The sequence below is a fragment of the Echinicola strongylocentroti genome (assembly GCF_003260975.1).
GTDB classification, from domain to species: domain Bacteria; phylum Bacteroidota; class Bacteroidia; order Cytophagales; family Cyclobacteriaceae; genus Echinicola; species Echinicola strongylocentroti.
The window spans coordinates 2,751,186-2,774,713 of the sequence record NZ_CP030041.1; the positions used below are offsets into that span (position 1 = coordinate 2,751,186).

Genomic DNA, 23,528 nt, shown 5'->3' on the forward strand with positions numbered 1-23,528 from the left:
TTAGCCTATCTGTTGCGACCTTAAACTGCTTCAAAATCAGCCGTTTCACTTTAGTTTTCGGCATTACCGTAGCGGTGCTACGCTAATGCCTCCAAACTAACTGATTTTCTTGCAATTTCAGCCCTCACTACGATCCCTAACGCATAATCCGGGGTTAATTTCTCACGGAACGCACAGAATGAAATAAGGCTTTTCTGAGATTTCATTGGTTTCTGTGAGAACCAGTTTGCTATCTCTGTGGTTACTGGTGTCATTGCGGCTACTGCCCTATATGTCTAATATGGTTGTCAAATAAGTTAGCTACTTTGCGTTACTTTCTCAACGTCTTAGAATCCGGGTTAAAACAATGATTAAGGAGGAACAGGAACTGTCATTTTGGCACGAAAAGGGAATTGGAACACCACTTGATAACAAGGAATTAGTTTAACAACAGCAAACAATTAAAAACATCAATAATTATGCAGGAGAAAGGTACCATCTCGATCCATACCGAGAATATTTTCCCGATCATCAAGAAGTTTCTTTATTCAGACAACGAGATTTTTCTGAGAGAATTGGTTTCCAATGCCGTGGATGCTACCCAAAAGGTCAAGCGTTTGGCTACATTGGGTCAGTACACTGGTGACTTGGGAGATTTGACCGTGGAGGTGAGTTTTGACAAGGAGAAAAAAACCATCACCATTACTGATAAGGGCCTTGGCATGACCGCTGAGGAGATCAAAAAGTACATCAATCAGATCGCTTTTTCAGGTGCTACTGAATTTGTGGAGAAATTCAAGGATGCCAAAGATGCCAATGAGATCATCGGTAAATTTGGTCTTGGATTTTACTCTGCCTTTATGGTGGCCCACCGAGTGGATATCCATTCCCTCTCGTATCAAGAAGGAGCCGAGCCTGCCAAATGGACATGTGATGGCAGTACTTCCTTCGAAATCTCCGAAGGTGACCGAACAGAGCGTGGAACCGAAATCGTCCTCCACATTAACGAGGACTCCGAGGAGTTTTTGGATAAGTATAAACTTCAGGAAATTCTGGACAAGTACTGTAAATTCCTGCCAGTCCCGATCAAGTTTGAGACCAAAACAGAAAGTATCGAAGATGGCAAGGATGATGAAGGAAATCCAACATACAAATCCGTAGAAGTAGACAATATCATCAATACCACTGAGCCGCTATGGACCAAGTCGCCCAGTGAGCTGAAGGATGAAGATTATCTGGCCTTCTACAAGGAGCTGTACCCGATGAGCGAAGATCCACTTTTCTGGATCCATCTGAACGTGGATTATCCATTTAACCTGACAGGAGTATTGTATTTCCCGAAGGTAAAAAACGAGTTTGAACTACAACGGAACAAAATCAAGCTATTCTCCAGACAGGTATTCATTACCGATGAGGTGAAGGACATCGTACCGGAATTCCTTATGTTGCTGCACGGTGTGATCGACTCTCCGGATATTCCCCTGAATGTATCACGAAGCTTCTTGCAAGCAGATGGTAATGTGAAAAAGATCAACAGCTATATCACCAAAAAAGTAGCCGACAAGCTAGGTGAGTTGTTCAAAAAAGACAGAAAGTCCTACGAAGACAAGTGGAATGACATTGGTCTATTCGTGAAGTACGGCATGGTAAGCGAGGATAAGTTTTATGACAAAGCCAAGGATTTTGCCTTGCTCAAAAATACCAAGGATGAATATTTCACCATCCCTGAATACCAGGAAAAGGTAAAAGCTGCACAGACCGACAAGGACGAACAGACCATCTTCTTGTACAGCACTGATCCTGAAAAACAAAATACCTTCATCGAGTCTGCCAATAAGAAGGAATATGATGTGCTTTCACTGGACTCTCCGATCGACAGCCATTTTATCAATAACTTAGAGCAGAAGCTAGAAAAAACTTCCCTGAAGCGTGTAGATGCCGATGTAGTGGATAAGCTCATCAAGAAAGAGGACAGCACAACCACTGTACTGACAGAAGAGCAAAGCAAGCAGGTAAAGGAAATCTTCGAAAAGGCCATTGCCAGCCAAAGCTACACAGTGGAAGTGGAAGGCCTCAGTCCAGAGGAACTCCCTGTGACGATCACCATGGAGGAGTTTATGCGTAGGATGAAGGACATGGCACAGACTGGTGGGGGCATGGGCTTCTATGGAGCGATGCCTGATAATTATAAAGTAGCCATCAACGGCAACCACAAGATCATCGACAAGATACTCAAAGCAGAAGGAGAGGACGAAAAGGGCCGACTTGCCAAGCAAGCATTTGACCTGGCCAAACTTTCCCAAGGGATGCTTTCAGGAAAGGACTTGACCGAGTTCGTAAAAAGAAGTGTGGAGATGATCTAAGTTATTTCTTCACGAATTGTATTGGCAAATCTCCAAGGGTGTTAAACTCTTGGAGATTTGTTGTTTATAGGGGAGGCGATATTTTACTACACTACAGTAAAAAGAACTTATATTTGGTTAAAATAAACTTTTTCGAAATAATAAATATTTTTATCAATAAAAAGACTTAATATAATTTTGATACCACTGAGTAAATTTTATATTTTTAGAGTCTGTCTCTACATGGTATTAAGCGTCAATAAGACAGTTTATTAGACTTTTCTATAGTAATTATCATTAACCCATTTATTATGACCAAGTTTTACAAGCGATGGTGCTTGATGACGATTTTGTTATTGAGTACAGGATTATCAGCGTTTGCCCAGCGAACGATTACAGGTAAGATTACGGATGACACAAAAGAAGGATTGCCGGGGGCCACTATCTTAGTGAAGGGCACTTCTAACGGCACCGTGACAGATCTTGACGGCACGTACTCCATCGATGTTCCTAGCAACGAGAGCGTCCTAGTATTTTCCTTTGTAGGATATGAATCCAAAGAGGAAAAGGTAGGCACGAGAAGTATTATCGATGTGAGGTTGGGAGCATCTTTAAGCAGTCTGGATGAAGTCGTGGTAACAGGCTACAGCTCCCAGTCAAAAAAAGACATTACCGGTGCGGTATCGTCGGTGGATTCGGAGGAGTTACAGAAAGTGCCAGCGACTACTTTTGCGCAGCAACTTCAAGGTCGCGCATCTGGTGTTAACATCGTCAACGATGCCACACCGGGCGGCAATGCTACGGTAAGGATTCGGGGCTTCGGTACCATCGGCAACAATGACCCGCTGTATGTCATCGATGGAGTACCTACCCAAAACCAGGGCAATTTAAACCCCAATGATATCGAGTCGATACAAATTCTGAAAGATGCTTCCGCAGCTTCTATCTACGGATCCAGAGCGGCCAACGGCGTAGTGATCATCACCACCAAGCGGGGCAAAGTGGGTAAACCAACTATTTCTGTCAGTGCCTACTATGGAACACAGTCAGCCGCTAACAGCCCTGATGTTCTCAATGCAGAGGAGCTTGGCCGTTACTTGTACTTAACCAATACCTACGCAGGCAGAACCACAGACCATGGCCAATATACTTATGGTGCCAATGGAGAAGTAATGCTACCAGATTATGTATTCCCCAGTGGTGCCATGGAGGGTGATCCGGCGACCAATCCAGACCTATACGCATTGGAGCCTGGCAATATCTACCCCATCACCCGTGCAGGCGACACAGACTGGTGGAAGGAATCTACCGGAAAAGCCCCCATCCAGAGCTATCAGGTAAGCGCTGCTGGAGGGACCGAAAATGGTCGGTATGCATTATCCCTTAATTACTTTAACCAAGAAGGTATCGTCAATAACGTTGGCTATGAAAGGTACAGTCTCCGGGCAAACACCGAATTCAAAGCCCTGAACAACAAGCTGACCATTGGAGAAAATCTATCTACCTCATTTGACATTCGCAAGGGTGGATTTTCCAATGACGACGAGCAGAACGCAGTTTCCAGCTCATATAAAAACCACCCACTTCTTCCCGTATATGATATCATGGGAGAATTTGCAGGAAGCCGGGGACGGAATTTGGGCAATAATTATAATCCAGTGGCCATTCTGGCCAGGCAAAAAGACAACAGGCACTTTAGGATACGAGGGTTTGGCAATGTATATGCCTCGTATGATATTACCGATGACCTGATTTTTAAGACCAGCTATGGATTTGATGGCAATATGAGGAGAAGTAGAATCCTTGGAAGACCCCAGCCTGAATATGTGGAAGGAAACTTCATCAATAGTTCAGAGGCTCAAAATCAATATTCCCTCCAAACGGTCTGGACCAACACGTTAAGTTGGTCGCACGAGTTTGGCGATGCGCACAAAGTGGACGCATACATAGGCACAGAAGCCATACGCGAATTTGGCGAGAGCTTCACTGCCAGGAGGGAGAAGTTTCCCTTCCTATCCACTCCAGTGCTCAGTTACCTTGACTTGGGAGATGCCTCCACGGCAAAGAACTCGGGAGGCGTGGATGTAGATTATAGCCTATTTTCCACTTTTGGGCAGTTCAACTATTCTTATGAGGGTAAATACCTTGTACAGTTTATCCTAAGGAATGATGCATCATCGAGATTTTTACAATCCTCAAGGTCAGCAGTTTTCCCAGCGTTTAGTTTGGGATGGAGATTATCAGATGAATTATTCATCAAAAACGCCCTGCCTTTTATTTCTGATATGAAGTTGAGGTACGGCTGGGGCAAGACCGGTAATCAGCTGATCGGAGACTATAATGCCTACACCACTTATAAGACCAATATCTTTAATGCTGGTTACCCGATTGATGGCTCCACCTCTACCCCTACAGTGGGTTTTGATGTACTGCAGTTCGGCAACAGAAATGCCAAATGGGAAGCTACGACCTCCAATAACCTAGGACTTGACGTGGAAATGCTCGCTGGCAAGATCTTTTTCGAGTTTGACCTATGGAACAGGAAGACCACAGATATGCTTTTCCAAGTACCCGTTAGCTATGGTCATGGAGATGCCGTCGCACCTTATTTCAATGTCGGACAGATGACCAACAAAGGCATGGATATTAGCTTGGGCTATAATAATACCGCCCATGGACGGGATTTTAGGTACAGCATATCAGGTAACTACTCCATGTACCGCAATAATGTGGACCAGCTTGATGAGGGAGAAAATGCCGTATTGTTTGGCAGATCCACTCGGGTACCATCGCTCACGATCAGCCGTGCAGGCATTCCACTTTCTTCATTTTACGGGTATAATGTGGTAGGTATTTTCCAAACACAGGAAGAAGCAGACTCTTGGCCTGCGTATGGAGAATACAATGCTCCTGGCAAGTTTAAAGTCCAGGATGTAAATGAGGATGGTGTCATCACGGATGCCGATCGTACCATCATTGGCAACCCACACCCTGACTTCAATTATGGCATCAATATCAGCCTAGGATACAAAAACTGGGACTTGGACATCTTCGGAAATGGATCAGTGGGAAATGATATTTACAATTACGTCAGGTACTTCACGGACTTCAACACTTTTCAAGGAAACCGTTCAAAGAGAGCATTGTACGAGGCATGGCAGCCAAGTAACCCAGAAGCTCCCCGCAGCCAATGGGTAGCGGCCGATCCCAGCGCCCAAACGCCTATTATGGACGCCAATGACCAAGTAAGTAGTCGGCCTTCCAGCTATTTCATTGAAGATGGCTCTTATTTCAGGCTGAGAAACATACAATTGACCTATCACTTGCCTGATCAGGGTCTAAAAGCAATTGGCTTAGGCAGTGCTTCGGTGTACCTGCAGGGACAAAACCTCCTGACCATCACCAAATACTCTGGCTTGAATCCTGAGATCCAAGTGGGGACTGATAATGACGCCACCTTGGGTTTTGATGGCGGATATATGCCGGTTTCCAAAAGTCTGATTTTAGGTTTGAACATATCATTTTAATTGAAGAATCATGAAAAGAACAGTTATAAATATAAAGCACGTATTGATGATGTTGGCAGCAGCCGTTATCAGTCTATCCTGCAGCGATGAGTTTTTGGAACGGTCGCCCCAAGGAAGCATAAGTGAGGAGGAGCTGGCCTCACCAGATGGTGTAGAAGGCCTATTGATCGGAGCATATAAGATGACTACCGGATATGGTCTAGAAGGTCAAAGCTCCTGGAACGGAGCGGTGGACAACTGGGTCTATGGTGGAGTTACTTCCGATGACGCCTATAAAGGCACCGATGCAGGAGATCAACCAGAGCAATCCTTTCTGGAAAGATATGATTTCCAGCCCACCAACAATCACCTGAAAAATAAATGGCGGGCACTTTACAAAGGGATCGCCCGAACCAATGACGTACTGAATACCCTCAAAAATGTAGAATCAGGTATCTCGGATGCACGTCGCCAGCAAATCGTGGCAGAAGCGAGGTTTTTGCGTGGTTTCTTTCATTTTGAAGCCAGAAAGATGTGGAGAAAAGTCCCCTATATCTCCGATGAGGTATTTGACATCAATGACCTAGAGAGCTCCAAAGTACCCAATGACAAAGAGATCTGGCCAGATATCGAAGAAGATCTAAAAGCAGCTATGGATGTCCTTCCTGATCAACAAACAGAAGTAGGAAGAGCCACTAAATGGGCAGCCATGGCGTTCCTTGCCAAAGCCTACATGTACCAAGGATGGGATAATGCAACAGGGACAGCCAATACCGATAAACTACAACAAGCCAAAGCGCTATTGGAGGAAATTGTGGCCTCTGGAAGATTTCAGCTCATGGAGAAATTTGAGGAGAATTTTATGGTGGGAACCAGAAACAATGTGGAATCAATTTTTGAAATCCAATACAATATTTCCGGTGCCAACCAACAGGCCTCCAATGAGACCACCACGCTCAACTACCCCTATACAGATCCTTGGGGATGCTGTGGCTTTTATCAGCCTTCCCAGAATTTGGTAAATGCCTACAAAACAGATGCAAACGGTCTTCCACTGTTGGACACCTTCAATGAAGAAGACGTGACCAATGACCAAGGAATCGCTTGGAATGCTGATTTTACCCCTTATCAAGGCCCCTTGGATCCGCGACTGGACCATACCGTCGGCAGGAGAGGGATCTTGCACAAGGGCTTCAAAATCCACGGAAGCGACTTTATCCGGGATCAAAACTATGCAGGGCCCTATTCGCCCAAAAAGCACTTGGCCGAACCAGCTTTTTTTGGAATAGGAGCCAACCCAAGATTGTCTGCCAATAATTACAGGATCATGCGTTACAGCATGATATTGCTCTGGTTGGCAGAATGTGAAGTGGAAATAGGGAGCTTGGAAAGGGCCAGGGAACTGGTCAATATGATCCGCGAAAGGGCTGCCAACCCAAACGGCTTCGTTCCAAAAGCCATCCAAGGCGCTGAACGAAACGAATTCACCATTGTAGAAGGAGAACCGGCAGCCAATTATGTCATCAACATGTATGATGTTCCTTGGACAGATAAGGCCTCGGCCAGAAAGGCGGTAAGGATGGAAGCCCGGCTGGAATTTGCAATGGAAGGACACCGTTTCTTTGACCTGCAACGCTGGGGAATATCCGCACAGGTACTGAACGAATACTTAGAGGAAGAAAGAACAAAACGTACCTACCTAAAGGATGCCTCTTTCACCAAAGGAAAAAATGAGTATTATCCGATTCCACTGGAAGCAATCGAAAGGTCCTATTTAAAGGGCACACCGACACTTGCCCAGGATCCTGCTTATTAAAATCAATGCCCCCTGGGATGAAGAAAACCAAAGGGCATAACATCCCTTACGATAATGCCCCTTGTACCCTGACGGATCACATAAAGCTAAAAAAAATCCCCGATTTCATTTTTTGGGGATTTTTTTTCTTTCACTTTTTCTGCCAAAAACCCTTCTATTTTGCTTATCAGCGGCATAATTTTGTAAGAAACCAATGACACTGGCCATTACGTTTAGGAAAAAACCTACACAAACCGAGTGATTTCAGGAATTATTTTATTTTTGTAAGATGTTATCCAAGAAAACCAAATATGCCTTTCATGCGTTGACCTATCTAGGAAAGCACAAAGATGGGGGCTCTGTATTGATTCAAGACATTGCCGCAGAACACGGTATCTCACACAAATTTCTCGAAAACATCCTGCTGGAACTGAAGAAAGCAGGCTTTTTGGGAAGTAAAAAAGGCAAAGGAGGAGGGTATTACCTGATCAAGGAACCAAAGGACATTCCATTGTCCAGAATTATCAGGTTATTGGATGGCCCTATCGCCTTATTGCCATGTGTGAGTTTGAACTACTACGAAGGGTGTGAAGAGTGTAAAGATCAAGAAAAATGTGGACTCAATAAAGTGATGATTCAAGTGAGAGACGAGACGCTTAACATACTGGAAAACAAAACCTTATCTGACATATTGGATAAAGAATGAAAAAATTTTCCTATAAACCCTACTTTTTTTATAGGTTTTATATACTTTTGTCTTTCAACAAATTATAAAACCTATGATTTTTGATCAGTCTATCAAAAAATGGTTTGTAGATGATAAGGGGAAAGACTCCAATGTAAAGAGCGTGCTCAAGTCTATATCTTGGAGAATAGTGGGGACGATAGATACAATGGTGATCTCCTACCTCATCACTGGACAAATAAAAACAGCCTTGTCCATAGGTTCTATAGAAGTGGTCAGCAAAATGGTGTTGTACTATTTCCATGAGAGAGCTTGGGCAAAAGTATCAGATAATCAATAATTGCTATGAAGAAGAACCTTTTGAAAGATTTGTCGACACGTCTGGAAAACCTCTCCATTGCAGAGGCACTGTCCCAGCTGTGCGAGTTGTTTCCGGGAAAGGTTGTGTTTTCCACGTCACTGGGTCAGGAAGACCAAGTGATCACGGAAATCATTGCAAAAAACAATCTTCCGGTAAAAATTTTTACTTTAGACACAGGAAGGTTATTTTACGAGACGTATGATCTGTTGTCACGAACAGAGAGTAGATATAAGATTAAAATAAAGCCTTATTATCCCACTACCAGCTCTGTGGAGAAACTGGTAGGAGATATAGGCATTAATGGATTTTATGAATCTCCCGAAAACCGTAAGAGTTGCTGCTACGTCCGTAAGGTCGAGCCGCTCAAGCGGGCACTTGCGGGAAACAGCATCTGGATTACCGGCCTCCGCGCTGAGCAGAGCAATAATCGCAATTCCATGCAAAAACTGGAATGGGATCAAGGTAACCAGATCATGAAATTCAACCCTTTGCTGAACTGGACGATGGAAGAAATGCACCAGTATATCAGCGACCACAAAATCCCATATAACCCCCTTCATGACAAAGGATTTGTCAGCATTGGCTGCGCTCCTTGTACCCGGGCCATTGAGCCTGGTGAAGACCCACGCGCCGGCAGGTGGTGGTGGGAAGCTTCCCAAAAAGAATGCGGATTGCACATAAAATAGAAGTTTAGCTTGGAGCTTTAGGCAGGAAAAACCATCGCCAAGAGCTTCGGATAAAAACAATAATAGCACATGAAAAATACGTTTGTCCCTAATCCGAAAGAAGCCGAATCCATTCACATCATCCGTGAAGTGGCTGCCCAATTCGAAAAACCAGTGTTGATGTTTTCCGGAGGGAAAGATTCGATCACGTTGGTGAGATTAGCCCAAAAAGCTTTTTATCCTGCCAAAATCCCTTTCCCTTTGTTACATGTGGACACTGGACACAATTTTCCAGAGACCATCGAATTCCGTGACAAGTTAGTAGAAGAACTGGGGCTTGAGCTGATCGTGGCCAATGTACAGGACACCATCGACCAAGGAAAAGTACAAGAAGAAAAAGGACGTTATTCCAGTAGAAATTCCTTGCAGACCACCACATTACTGGATGCCATCGAAGCGCATAAGTTCGATGCCTGTATCGGCGGTGCCCGAAGGGACGAGGAAAAAGCCCGCGCTAAGGAGCGCGTGTTCTCTGTGCGAGATGATTTTGGACAGTGGGACGAGAAGAACCAACGCCCGGAGCTCTTTGACATGCTGAACGGAAAGATCCATCATGGCCAGAATGTAAGAGCATTTCCTATTTCCAATTGGACTGAGCTGGACGTATGGGAATACATTAAGACCGAAAATATCAAGATACCTTCCATCTATTTTGCCCATAAGCGAGAGACCTTTGTGCGGGATGGGATGATCTGGACGGCTTCCGAGCATGTCTATAGAGAAGAGCATGAAGAAGTAAAAGAACGCATGGTAAGGTTCAGGACTGTAGGAGATATGACCTGTACCGCAGCAGTACTTTCAGAAGCAGAGTCACTGGAAGAAGTGGTGGACGAAATCAAGGCAAGTACAATTTCCGAGCGTGGAGCAAGGATCGATGACAAGCGCTCCGAGGCGGCTATGGAAAACCGTAAAAAGGTGGGGTACTTTTAGTACAAGCCACTAAGCTGCAAAAAGTACCGAGAAAAGAACAAAGAGACAAGATTTAAGTTGGTAGGGACCATGGATCCCTATCTGCCGATATTGGGGATTTGTAATCCCCCAAAAAAAACAACTGAAAATGAGCACTGAAAACAGAAAACTGATCAATATTGCGACGGCAGGAAGTGTGGATGATGGCAAAAGTACGCTTATCGGAAGATTACTGTATGATACCAAGTCGCTGACCACTGATAAGTTGGAGGCCATTGAGCGCAACAGCAAGCAGAAAGGCTTTGATTACCTGGATTTTTCATTGGCTACGGATGGCTTGGTGGCCGAAAGGGAACAAGGGATCACCATTGATGTGGCCCACATCTATTTTAACACAGAAAAAACCAATTATATCATCGCTGACACTCCGGGTCACGTGGAATATACCCGAAACATGGTAACGGGTGCCTCCACATCCTCAGCGGCCATCATCTTGATAGACGCCAGAAAAGGAGTGATCGAGCAGACCTACCGTCACTTTTTTATCAATAACCTCCTTCGTGTAGGCCATGTAGTCGTTGCCATCAACAAAATGGATCTGGTAGATTATGACCAACAGGTTTTTGAAGATATCAAAAAAGATTTTGAGGCACTGATTGAGAAAAGTGACTATTCTGAGGATCAAGTGAAGTTTATTCCTGTAAGTGCCCTTCACGGGGACAATATAGCAGGTAGCTCAGAAATAATGAACTGGTACCAAGGGCCTTCACTATTGGATTACCTGGAAGCCCTTGAGATCGACGAGCATGAAGACAACAGTGCAGCCCGTTTTCCCGTGCAATATGTAGTAAGGCCTAAGACAGAAGCTTATCATGATTTCCGTGGTTTTGCCGGAAAGCTCTATGGCGGCAACCTGTCTGTAGGAGATGAAGTGACGGTATTGCCCTCCTTCACTACCAGCAAAGTAAAGTCCATCCATTTCTTTGATCAGGAGTTTGAAGAAGCTACTCCGGGTAGTTCGGTAACCATCACCTTGGAAGACGAAGTAGATGTGAGCCGTGGTGACATGTTGGTAAAATCCGACGAACTACCAAAGTCCGAAAAGCAGCTGTCAGCTACCATCTGTCAGGTAAACAGCAAACCACTTAGATTAGGTACTAAATACATCCTTCAGCATGGTGTAAACCAGGTGTTGGCCAAAGTAGATAGCATAGAGGGCTTGGTACACACAGACTTCTCCGGAACAGAGGAGACAGAGCAGTTGAAGTTAAATGATATCGGTAAAGTGAACTTCCGGCTGAGCAAGCCTATTCACTTTGACCCTTATGGTGACAGCAAGTCAAACGGAAGCTTTATCCTTATCGATGAAGCTTCGTACGACACCACTAGTGTAGGGTTCATTCAGTAGTTTCTTTTCCCTGGCAAAGCGGGGAAAAGGCATTTCACCCAAAAAGAACAAAACAACCACTATGCAAAGCTTTAGAACAGAAATCGAAAATCCCACTGTGGAAAAGGATATTATCGAACTTGAAAAGAAGATTTCTCTTTTTAAGGACGGTAAAATAGATGAGGAAAAATTCAGAAGCCTACGGTTGGCCAGAGGTGTATACGGCCAGCGCCAGCCGGGTGTGCAGATGATCAGGATCAAATTGCCCTATGGCAAAGTAACCAGCAAACAGCTGCACAGGATCTGTAAGGTTTCCGATGAATATTCCACGGGGAGACTACATATCACCACCCGTCAGGATATCCAGATCCACTATGTAAGCTTGGACAGAACACCTGAGCTATGGGCGGAGCTGGAGAAAGATGATGTTACCCTTCGGGAAGCATGTGGTAATACCGTAAGAAACGTCACGGCTTCTGAGACTGCCGGAACAGATCCCAAAGAGCCTTTTGACGTCACCCCTTATGCAGATGCGACCTTCAAGTACATGCTGAGAAACCCGATCTGTCAAGAGATGGGCAGGAAGTTTAAGATGGCTTTTTCATCCAGCGAAGAAGACACCGCCCTGACCTATTTACATGATCTGGGATTTATCCCGCAAGTAAAAACCGTGGATGGTGAGGAAGTTCGAGGATTTAAAGTCCTCCTTGGCGGAGGCCTTGGCTCCCAACCACGACACGCTGATGTCATCGAAGAGTTTTTGGAGACCGATAAGCTGATTCCGTTCATTGAAGGCGTAGTAAGGATCTTTGACCGTCATGGTGAGCGTGCCAAACGGATGAAGGCCCGTATGAAGTTCTTGATCAAAGATATCGGCGTAGAGGAGTTTATGAAATTGGTAAACGAGGAACAAAAAGCACTGCAGTTTCAGTCTTATCCGATTGATTATAAAAGCTACGAAGCCAAGCAGACGCTTCCAAATCCCCAACTTCCTTCCGTAGAAGCCCCGACAAGCGAAGCTTATGAGCGCTGGTTAAAAACCAACGTCCTTCCCCAAAAACAAGAAGGGTACGTTTCGATCGGCATAAAAGTACACTTAGGTGATTTCTATACTGACAAGGCCCGGAAACTGGCCGATCTTGTAAGTCAATATGCCAATGATGAAATCCGTCTAACCTTGCGTCAAAACATCCTTATCCGGGATGTCAAAGAGGAAGCACTGCCGTTCTTCTATAAGGAACTCGAGAAACTGGACTTTGTGGCCCATGGCTACAACACCTTGGGTGACCTGACAGCTTGTCCAGGTACTGATACATGTAATCTTGGCATTGCGAGCAGTACAGGTGCCGCACATGTACTGGAAGAAGTGATCTTCAAAGAATACCCGCAGTACCTTTTCAACAGGGACTTGACCATAAAAATCTCAGGATGTATGAATGCCTGTGGCCAGCACAATATGGCTTCTATAGGTTTTCAGGGCATGTCCATCAAGGTGGGCAAATCCGTTATTCCAGCATTGCAGGTACTTCTTGGTGGTGCCACGTTAGGCCAAGGCCAAGGGCGGTTTGCTGATAAAGTCATCAAGATCCCAAGCAAAAGAGCGCCTCAAGCCCTACGCTTGATCCTTGACGACTATGAGAAAAACGCAGAAAAGAACGAAGTCTTCGTAGAATATTATGACCGTCAGGGACAGATGTACTTCTACGAATTCTTAAAACCACTGACCAGCACGGATGATGTGGTGGACAGTGATTATATCGACTGGGGCAATGAAAACCCTTATGTCAAAGCTGTAGGGGTAGGTGAATGTGCCGGTGTAGTTATCGACCTGGTGGCTACCTTGTTACTGGAAGCCCGTGAAAAACTCGCCAATGCAGAAGACAGCTTCAATGACAAAAAATGGTCAGACAGCATCTACCATACCTATGCCACCTTGGTAAATACAGCAAAGGCTATCTTGGTATCTGAAGGTAAGAAGACCAATTCTTATGCAGATATTGTGAAGCAATTTGACGAAACATTCGTAGATTCAGGAAAAATCACGCTTGATGGTAGCTTTGCGGATACCGTATATGAAATCCAGCAAAATGAGCCTACTGAGGCTTTTGCAAAAGCTTATTATGAAAAAGCTGAAAAAGTATACCATGCCATCAGCGATTACAGAGCGAAGGAGGTAGAAGCATGATATCACCCATCACACCGAAACTGACCTTGGTCGGTGCTGGTCCAGGTGATCCCGAACTGATCACCCTCAAAGGGATTTTGGCACTGGGCAAGGCGGATGTGATACTTTATGATGCGTTAGTGGACCAAGCACTGCTGAAGCATGCCACAGAAAATGCCATTAAGATATTTGTTGGCAAACGACATGGGTACAAACAGCACCCCCAGCAAGACACCAACAAGTTGATCGTAGAATATGCGATGAAACATGGCCATGTGGTGCGACTAAAGGGCGGAGACCCGTTTGTCTTTGGCCGTGGTGCAGAAGAAATCGACTATGTGCAGCAATTTGGAATTGAGACAGAGGTAATTCCGGGCATCACATCAAGCATTTCTGTACCTGCTAACCAAGGAATTCCAGTGACCAAAAGAGGCGTTTCCGAAAGTTTCTGGGTGATTACAGGCACTACTTCATCGGGACAACTGTCCCGTGATGTGCAGCTAGCGACCCAATCCACCGCAACGGTCGTCATCCTGATGGGCACCAGAAAACTTCCGGAGATCGTAGCGGCATTTGGTCAGGCGGGACGAGAAAACACCCCCATTGCCCTGATCCAAAGCGGCACCACAGCAGAGGAAAAAGTGGTAGCAGGTCATATTCATGATATCGAACATAAAGTGCAGACATCTGGTATAGGAGCACCCGCAGTAATCATTATTGGTGACGTGGTGCGCGAAAGCCCAAAATTAATGGATGTCTATAGAGCAGCTATCAGCGTATAGTTATACCCAAAATAATTGATTAGCATTGGAAATTTCACCCATTTCCGATGCTACTTTAACCACTAACCATAACCATTATGAATGAACTTTACCCAGTGTTTCTAAAAGTAGCACAACTGGATACCTTGATCGTAGGAGGAGGCAATGTAGGAATGGAAAAGTTATCTTTTTTGCTCAAATCCAGCCCAAAAGCCAAAGTAACTGTTCTTGCAAAAAACATCTCAGATGAGATCAAGGCAGTAGCTGCCAAAACGGAAAACCTACAGCTCATCGAAGCTGCTTATGATAAAAAGTACCTAGAAGGTCGACATATCGTCATTGGAGCCACTGACGATAAAAACGTAAACAAGCAGATCCAACAAGAAGCCAAAGCCAAGCATCTGTTGGTAAATATCGCTGATACACCAGAGCTATGTGATTTTTACTTGGGAGGTATCGTCACCAAAGGCAATGTAAAAATCGCCATCAGCACCAATGGCAAATCCCCCACTACCGCAAAAAGACTTCGCCAGTTTCTAGAAGAAGTCATCCCTGATGACATCAATGAAATGGTGGAAAATATCCATGAATATCGAGATACGCTAAAAGGCGATTTTGAATACAAAGTGGAAGCCCTGAACAAGCTGACCAAAGAACTCTTGGTGAAGTAAGTATCAGGTACTGGGGACTGGAATATCTTTTACTTATTGCCATTGCCCCATTTACCTTCCTGCATTAGCCAACAGAACGGTTTGACTATTTCCCAACCCAATAGTTGGACCAAAAACAATATATATGCGGTTGATTTAATTTTGAAAAGAACAGATAGACTCTATCTGTTTTTTTTATTTCATAACCTTTTTATTACGTTTAATTGAAGTTATTTTTTGTTTCGTTTAACTTTTTGGTAATAGTTATATTTTGATTTTGATAGGGTGATACCGTTGGCATCTCCCAATTGGTTAGACTTTTCTTATACACGATAGACTTTTGTGGCAGCACTGCTTAAAGGCTATTCTTTGATATTAATTTTCACTTAACTATTCTTCTTTTTAATTAAAAATTTCATAATCGGGTCTTTCTAAATGAAACACGCATTAGGAATAGTTTTGCGGTAAATTAAGGCAATAGCAGACCTTAAACGCAACATAATTCATTGAATTTCAATCATCTACCACCTATAACTTATATTTCTTTATGAAACAGGCTTTTACTATTTTACTATTACTGTTTTCGCTTCCTTTCTTGGCAATAGGGCAAGATCAGGTCACCGGACAGATAACGGATGCTTCAGGAATGGGGCTTCCGGGAGTTACTGTCATGATCAAAGGCACCACCAAAGGTACAATTGCTGATTTTGACGGCAATTACGCCATTGAAGCGGCCACTGATGCTGTTTTGCAATTTAGTTTTATTGGCTTTAGTACGCAGGAAATCCCTGTAAACAGCCAATCCAAAATCGATGTTACCCTTACTGAGGACGAAAAGAGCCTTGATGAAGTCGTCGTAACGGCCATTGGGATCAAGCAGCAAAAGAAAAAACTTGGCTACGCAACCCAAGAGGTCAATACAGAGAGACTGGATCAGGCCAATACAATGAACATAGGCAATGCGCTATCAGGTCAGGTAGCCGGCCTGACCGTCACCAATCCCACGGGGATGTTCCAGTCGCCATCGTTTAGTCTTCGAGGAAAAAATCCCCTGATCGTCTTGGACGGGGTGCCCGTGGAGACCGATTTCTTCGACCTTTCTCCTGATGATATCGAGAGCATCAACGTCCTCAAAGGTGGTGCTGCTTCCGCACTGTATGGTGCCAGAGGTAAAAACGGCGCCATCCTGATCACCCGGAAAAATGCTTCCAAAGTAGGCCTTACCGTCACGGCCTCGACCAGCAATATGGTGACGGCAGGATTTACGGTATTTCCAGAAACTCAGACAGAATACGGAAACGGCTCCAATGGCAAATATGAATTTTGGGATGGTGCAGACGGCGGAATCTCAGACGGTGATATGATCTGGGGACCGAAGTTTGAGCCTGGCGTCATGATACCACAATGGAACAGCCCCATCCGCGACAAGGAAACTGGCGAAACCATCGAATGGTACGGCAATGTGGCCGGAACTGTTTATGATGACAAGTCTCGTTATGAGCGAGTACCTACTCCATGGGTAAGACATGATAACCTGAATGATTTTCTAGGTACAGGGGTGGTTACGAAAAATGATTTCTCAATAGCCTATCAAGGCGACCGCGCACAGTTTTATTTCTCAGGAAACTATTCCCACCAAAAAGGACAAGTACCTAACAGTTCCCTCACCACAGGTGGAATGACGTTCAATTCTTCCTTTAAATTATCCGAGAAATTACAACTTGACGCCACGGCGAGTTATAACAAGGTGCATTCTCCCAACTACCCCCGATACGGCTATGGCCCAAAAAACCACATGTACACCATCCTGATCTGGATGGGCGATGATGTCAATGGCCAAGACCTGAAAGACCACATGTATGTACCGGGACTGGAAGGCTACCGTCAGGCAAACTTCAATTATGCATGGTATAACAATGTCTACTTTGCAGCCAATGAATATAACCAACTGTACAACCAAAACACCTTGGACGGAAAGCTGAAGCTGAAATACCAGATCACGCCTGATCTATATATTCAGGGAAGGGTTTCTGCCAGAAACAAAGGGTGGTTTACCGATGCACAGAGCCCTAAGTCTTACTTAAACTATGGTGATTCCAGAAACGGTGACTACAAGATGTGGAACGAAGACCAGCTGAACGTGGACACCGACTTCTTGGCAAGTTATTATAAGACCCTTACGGATAACTTTTCCTTTGGTGTCAATGCCGGCGCGTCAAGCTTCCGCAGGACATACCAGCAGGAATATGCCTCTTCCGATGGGCTCATCGTTCCAGGCGTATACAGCCTTAGCAATACCCAAGGCCCCGTACAGGCATCCAACACCTTTCAAGAAAAAGCCATTCGAAGTGTCTATGGTACCGTAAACTTGGAAATGTGGAACTCCGTATTTCTTAACCTTACAGGAAGAAATGATTGGTCTTCTACCCTTCCTACATCTACCAACTCCTATTTCTATCCATCGGCCTCCCTAAGTGCGATGGTATCCGAATTCATCACATTGCCAAAAGCCATGGACTACCTGAAGTTATACACTTCTTGGTCTGAAGTATCCAGTGACCTGGATCCGTACAGCCTGCAGTCAACCTATAACAAAGGTGTCACGTATGGCTCCACACCGTCTGTTTACTATCCGTCAGGACTGGTAAATCCGGCTATCCAGCCAGAAAAATCCACAACTTTTGAAGCGGGGTTGAGTACTTCTTTTGCCCAGAAAAGAGTAACACTAGAAGGTACTTACTACCGCATCTTGGACGAAAACCAGATCATCAACCTCAGTATTTCCCAAGCTTCCGGATTCAATTCCAGAAAGGTAAATGGCAACCAGTTTACCACTAATGGGGTGGAGATCATGTTGAATTACTTGGCTATTGACCATGATAAGTTTGATTGGAATATTGGATTGAACTGGTCACGTTTTGTGAAGCGGATCACTGATATGCACGGAGAAAATACCTCAGGAAATGTGGACGTAGAAAGCTTTGGTACAACAACAAGCCGCTTTTTGAAGGAAGGCGACCGTGCTGACGCATATTATGCCACTGTTTGGCAGAAAAGTGCCGACGGTCAAGTCATCCTTGACGCCAACACTGGCCTACCAACTAAAGATCCCTATCCGACCAAAATCGGCCACTTGGATCCAAACTGGAGATTGGGCATCCAGAACCGCTTCCGCATCGGAGACTTTCAGGTCGATATGGACGTGGACGGTGCTTGGGGAGGCTTGATCCGATCACTTACCATCGAAAAAATGTGGTGGGGCGGTAAGCATCCCAATTCCGTACTTTACAGAGATCAGGAATATGCAGCAGGAGAGCCTGTTTACGTGCCTGAAGGCGTAGTAGTCACTGGTGGTGAGCTCACTAGGGACGTAGATGGCAACGTCCTCTCCGACACCCGCGAATATACCCAAAACACCACAGCGGTGAGCTGGCAGACTTGGTCGCAGATCTATCCGTACCAAGCCCAAGTCACTGAAGAAGAAAGCGAAACGTTTGCCAACGTCTTTGACAGGTCTTACTTCAAATTGAGAAGACTGGCCGTAACCTATGACCTGATGAACATCATGCAGTCAGAAAAAATCAAAAAACTGAACCTTTCCCTATATGGCTATAACTTGGCCATGTGGAAAAAAATGCCGCTGCTGGATCCGGATTATGGAAATGACAATAACCTCCAAGATCCATCCTCTAGGTACGTTGGTTTTACGCTGAAAGCTACATTTTAAGGGATTATTCCATTAAGAAATTATAAGAAAATGAAAAATATACTTATCCTATTTGCAGCATTGATTGGCTTGGCCTCTTGTGATAATCTTGAGGAAATGAACGTCAATCCCAACCTGCCTACAGAGACCCACCCGCAGTTATTACTGACCAATATCGAATGGGAAGCATTCAGGTCCTATGGCGGTACATCTCCGCTCTACGCGCTCAAAATGCTCGTGCAAACGGACGGTGAAAACACCAACCAATATTATAAATGGGCCAGGGGAAGCTATGGCGCCTACAGTGATATGCGCGATGTGACCAAAATGATCGAAGAAGGTGAGCGGATCGGTGACATGACCTATGTGGCATTGGGCAAGTTTTTCAGGGCTTACCACTTCTATAACCTGACATTGACCTTTGGTGACGTCCCTTATTCAGCAGCCCTACAAGGAGAAGATGAAGAAAACTATGCTCCTGCTTACGACAGTCAAGAAGCAGTATTCGAAGGCATCCTTACTGAGCTTAAGGAAGCCAATGATCTCTTGGCCGAGTCCAACAATATCATCGCTGGTGATATCATCTATGACGGTGACCTGACCAGCTGGAGAAAATTGATCAACGCCTTTAGACTTAAAGTGATGCTGACCCTTTCTGAAAAAACGGGCAGTGTAGATGTAAGTGAATTCTCCACTATCTATCAAAATCAGCCACTGATGGAAAATGTAGAGGAAAACGGTCAAGTGGTATTTCTGGATCAGCAAAATAACCGCTATCCGACATTTAACAGCAGTAGTTTTAGCTCTGGGATGTACATGGACTCCACTTTCATCCAGCAGCTTCAAGATAGGCTAGATCCACGGTTGTTCATTTATAGTACCCAAACCAAATCTGCCAAAGAAGCTGGAAAGGCCATCGATGATTTTACGGCTTATGAGGGCGGCGATCCTGCTGCTCCTTATGCAGAAGTGAATGAGAAAGCCACAGAGGGGAATGTTTCCAAGGTAAATGAGCGATATCATCAAGACCCCGTCAATGAACCCTATATGCTCTTGGGGTATTCGGAGCAGCAGTTGATATTGGCAGAAGCAGCGGTGAGAGGCTGGATCTCCGCTGATGCGGGAATGCTCTATGAATCGGCAGTGAAAGCTTCTTTTAAGTTCTATGAGCTCTATTCAGAAGAATACGCCGCCTATGTCACCGAAGAGGCCGCAACGGATTATTTGGCCAACTCCATCAATAACTTCGCCTCAGCGAGTTCCGAGGAGGAACAAATTCAGCTTGTCATCATGCAGAAGTACCTACAGTCCTTTTTCCAACTGGGATGGACTTCTTTCTATGAATACCACAGGGCGGGAGGATATCCCTCTTTCAGAAGACCGGAAGGTGTAGAGATCCCTTACCGATGGATCTACCCACAGTCAGAATATAATTACAATGCCACCAACGTAACAGAAGCCATCACCCGCCAGTTTGGCGAAGGCAATGACCAGATCAACCAAATGCCTTGGTGGCTAGAATAAACCCGGAATATGCATTAGCCTATCTACGCCACGGCGCACAGGTGTTGCGACCTGAAACTGCCTCAAAATCAGCCGTTTCACTTTAGTTTTCGGCATATCCGTAGCGGTGCTACGCTAATGCCTCCAAACTAACTGATTTTCTTGCAATTTCAGCTCTCACAACGATTCCTAATGCATAATCCGGGTTAAAAGTGTAAATAATAAATAGGCCACGAAGACACGAAGGAGCTTGGGAAGCCAGTACTTACGGCGACATAACCAACGCATTCCTTTGTGTCTTGGTGACTTTGTAGCCTATTTTACCTGAAATGATTAGTTTTAGGTTATAAATTTGATCAGAGAAGAAACATGAACGATTCTAGAAGAGATTTTTTAAAGAAAGCGGCACTGCTATCCGGAAGTGCAGGGATGTGGAGTGTATTGCCCACTTCCATCGAAAAAGCACTGGCCATTACGCCAGATCCGGGAACTACTTTTTACGATGCAGAGCATGTCGTCATGCTCATGCAAGAAAACCGCTCCTTTGACCATTGTTTTGGTGCCCTAAAAGGTGTCCGGGGATTCAATGATCCACGCGCGATCAGCCTACCGGACAAGAATCCCGTTTGGCTACAACCGGACAAGAACGGTAACCGCTTTGCCCCTTTTCGTTTTGACATCAAGGACACCAAAGCCACTTGGATGCGTGATATTCCCCATAGCTGGGAAAACCAAGTAGATGCCCGTAATGAAGGCAAATACGATGGCTGGATAGAAGCCAAACGCTCTGGCCGTGCGGAATTCCGCGATGTACCGATGACCATGGGGTATTATAGTCGTGAGGATATTCCGTTCTACTATGCGCTGGCGGATGCCTTCACCGTTTGTGATCAGCACTTCTGTGCTTCACTGACTGGGACTACGACAAACCGAAATTATTTCTGGGCGGGAAAAACCCACGGTGATGGTGAAAAAGCCAGGGTCCGCAATGGAGAGCTGAACTATAGCCATGAAGTGGACTGGGCTACTTTTCCGGACAGGCTAGAAGACGAGGGCATTTCCTGGAAGATCTACCAAAATGAAATCAGTCTGCCCACAGGTGTAGAGGACAGTTCTTTGCTGGCCAATTTTACCGATAACAACCTCGAGTGGTTCAAGCAGTTTGGCGTGAGGTACAGCCAAGGGCATTACCAGTACCTGAAAAAAAGGCAGGAGGAATTACCCGCTGAGCTAAAGACCTTGGAAGCAAATCTGGACAAGCCGGATGTGGACAAAGATGCGCTGACCGAGCAAATTGCAGAAAAGAAAGCCGAACTGGCCAAACTGGAGGAATACCTTACCACTTGGAACCCAGAAAAATTCAACCAACTGTCCGAGAGAGAGCAGCGCCTCCATAAAAAAGCTTTTGCCACCAACAATGGTGATAAAAACTACCATAAAGTAGAGACCTTAACCTACGCAGATGGACTTGAGCAGCGCGAAACAAGTATTCCCAAAGGCGACGTGCTGTATCAATTTCGCAAAGATGTCAAGGAAGGGAAGTTGCCGGCTGTTTCGTGGGTGGTAGCCCCACAGAAATTTTCCGATCATCCAAGTGCCCCTTGGTACGGAGCCTGGTATGTATCAGAAGTGCTGGATATTTTGACCCAAAATCCAGCGCTGTGGAAGAAGACCATATTCATCCTAAATTATGACGAGAACGACGGATATTTTGATCATGTCCCTCCTTTCGTAGCACCTAACCCCCAAGATCCGGACAACGGTAAAGCCTCTGAAGGATTGGATGTCACGGGTGAGTTTGTGACCAAAGAAGAAGAGCAGGCTGCTGGATTTAGCGAAGAAGATTCTAGGACCAGTCCTGTAGGCTTGGGCTACCGTGTGCCGTTGGTGATCGCCTCCCCCTGGACTCGTGGTGGCTGGGTCAATTCCCAAGTCTGTGACATCACCTCCACCATCCAGCTAGTGGAAACATGGCTTTCCAAAAAAACCGGAAAATCCATCAAAGAAACCAATATCAGCGAATGGCGAAGGGCCGTCAGCGGTGACCTGACTTCTGCCTTCAGACCGTATAAAGGTGAAGAAATCGATTTGCCAGCTTGGGTGGACAGAAACAAACATGTCCAGCAGATTTACAATGCAAAATTCAAGGACCTGCCCAAAAACTTCAGGACACTGACCGAGGAAGAAGCCCGTAAAGTAGCGGCAGACCCTGACAACGATGTACTGCCGCAGCAGGAGCCCGGTACCAAACCCTCCAATGGCCTTCCTTACGAACTATATGTAGATGGCAAAGTCAGTGAAGATGGGAAGCACTTTGTAGTGAAGTTTGAAGCAGCCAATGAAATTTTTGGTGAGAAGTCTCTTGGCGCTCCTTTTAATGTGTATGCTCCGGGGAATTATTGGAACCAAGCATCCGAGACTTATGAGCCTGTCAAAACATGGGCATTTGCCGTAAAATCAGGCGATGCACTGGAGTATCAGTGGCCATTAGCGGCTTTTGAAAATGGCCAGTACCATCTCAGGGTGTATGGACCAAATGGCTACTTCAGGGAGTTTTTGGGAGATGCACAGGGGCCACGTGTGGAGCTCTCCTGCAAGCCTATCAAAAAGCGGAGAAACTATACGGACAAGCTGAAAATCACCGTCAAAAACGTGAGTTCATTACAGGCACTTCGTTTAAAACTGGCGGACGAGACCTACCAAAAACTAGAGAAGGAATTCAAGGTAAAAGCAGAAGACGAGACAAGCTTCACATTGGACACTGCCTCTACCAAGGGTTGGTATGATTTCAAACTCCAATCTCCGGGCATTAGCCACTTCGAGCTACGCTATGCGGGCAGACTAGAAACTGGCAAAGACAGTATTTCGGATCCCTTTATGGGAAAAGAAGCCCTAAACAATTAATAGCACGGAAAAAGCCTTCCAGTTAGATGGAAAATGGATTAGCCTATCCACGCCACGGCACAGGTATTGCGCCTAATCCGCCTAAAGGGCGGACAAAATCAGGTGGCTTCGCTTTAGTTTTCGGTTCTATCTGGCACTAGACCACAGCCGT

At 45.2% G+C, this 23,528-nt stretch carries 14 protein-coding genes; all 14 read left to right on the forward strand.

From position 1 onward, the window contains the following. Nucleotides 1–458 precede the first annotated feature (458 nt). The 14 genes from htpG to DN752_RS10735 all read left to right on the forward strand — a co-directional run bounded on the left by htpG (nt 459) and on the right by DN752_RS10735 (nt 23,377). Complete coding sequence (gene htpG / locus DN752_RS10670; RefSeq protein WP_112783931.1) at nt 459–2,342, forward strand: molecular chaperone HtpG; 1,884 nt, start codon at nt 459–461, stop codon at nt 2,340–2,342. 290 nt (nt 2,343–2,632) lie between these two features. Beyond that, on the forward strand, nt 2,633–5,848 hold the full coding sequence (locus tag DN752_RS10675) for a SusC/RagA family TonB-linked outer membrane protein (RefSeq protein WP_112783932.1): 3,216 nt from the start codon (nt 2,633–2,635) through the stop codon (nt 5,846–5,848). Between the two features lie 10 nt (nt 5,849–5,858). Then, nucleotides 5,859–7,643 (forward strand): RagB/SusD family nutrient uptake outer membrane protein, encoded by a 1,785-nt coding sequence (locus tag DN752_RS10680; RefSeq protein WP_112783933.1) that lies wholly within the window; start codon nt 5,859–5,861, stop codon nt 7,641–7,643. 268 nt (nt 7,644–7,911) lie between these two features. Next, nucleotides 7,912–8,328, forward strand: coding sequence for an RrF2 family transcriptional regulator (locus tag DN752_RS10685; protein WP_112783934.1), 417 nt, complete (start codon nt 7,912–7,914; stop codon nt 8,326–8,328). A 73-nt stretch (nt 8,329–8,401) separates the two neighbouring features. Then, the gene (locus DN752_RS10690; protein ID WP_112783935.1) at nt 8,402–8,647 is read left to right on the forward strand and encodes a DUF2061 domain-containing protein; all 246 of its coding nucleotides are present in this window, start codon (nt 8,402–8,404) and stop codon (nt 8,645–8,647) included. Between the two features lie 5 nt (nt 8,648–8,652). Beyond that, nucleotides 8,653–9,354: a phosphoadenylyl-sulfate reductase gene (locus DN752_RS10695; RefSeq protein ID WP_211324204.1), complete on the forward strand. Its 702-nt coding sequence runs from the start codon at nt 8,653–8,655 to the stop codon at nt 9,352–9,354. A 69-nt stretch (nt 9,355–9,423) separates the two neighbouring features. After that, complete coding sequence (cysD, locus tag DN752_RS10700) at nt 9,424–10,323, forward strand: sulfate adenylyltransferase subunit CysD (RefSeq protein WP_112783937.1); 900 nt, start codon at nt 9,424–9,426, stop codon at nt 10,321–10,323. Between the two features lie 127 nt (nt 10,324–10,450). Then, nucleotides 10,451–11,710, forward strand: a complete 1,260-nt coding sequence (locus tag DN752_RS10705) for a sulfate adenylyltransferase subunit 1 (RefSeq protein WP_112783938.1) — start codon at nt 10,451–10,453, stop codon at nt 11,708–11,710. Between the two features lie 61 nt (nt 11,711–11,771). Next, nucleotides 11,772–13,874, forward strand: a complete 2,103-nt coding sequence (locus DN752_RS10710; protein WP_112783939.1) for a HEPN domain-containing protein — start codon at nt 11,772–11,774, stop codon at nt 13,872–13,874. Further along, nucleotides 13,871–14,635: a uroporphyrinogen-III C-methyltransferase gene (gene cobA, locus DN752_RS10715; protein WP_112783940.1), complete on the forward strand. Its 765-nt coding sequence runs from the start codon at nt 13,871–13,873 to the stop codon at nt 14,633–14,635. Before DN752_RS10710 ends, cobA begins: the two co-directional genes overlap by 4 nt. Before the next feature lie 77 nt (nt 14,636–14,712). Continuing rightward, complete coding sequence (locus DN752_RS10720) at nt 14,713–15,285, forward strand: precorrin-2 dehydrogenase/sirohydrochlorin ferrochelatase family protein (protein ID WP_112783941.1); 573 nt, start codon at nt 14,713–14,715, stop codon at nt 15,283–15,285. Between the two features lie 526 nt (nt 15,286–15,811). Further along, nucleotides 15,812–18,991 carry a SusC/RagA family TonB-linked outer membrane protein gene (locus tag DN752_RS10725; RefSeq protein ID WP_112783942.1) on the forward strand — a complete coding sequence of 1,060 codons (3,180 nt, stop codon included), beginning with the start codon at nt 15,812–15,814 and terminating at the stop codon, nt 18,989–18,991. Between the two features lie 30 nt (nt 18,992–19,021). Continuing rightward, nucleotides 19,022–20,494, forward strand: coding sequence for a SusD/RagB family nutrient-binding outer membrane lipoprotein (locus tag DN752_RS10730; protein WP_112783943.1), 1,473 nt, complete (start codon nt 19,022–19,024; stop codon nt 20,492–20,494). A 348-nt stretch (nt 20,495–20,842) separates the two neighbouring features. Then, nucleotides 20,843–23,377 (forward strand): phosphocholine-specific phospholipase C, encoded by a 2,535-nt coding sequence (locus tag DN752_RS10735; protein WP_112783944.1) that lies wholly within the window; start codon nt 20,843–20,845, stop codon nt 23,375–23,377. Nucleotides 23,378–23,528: the final 151 nt, after the last annotated feature.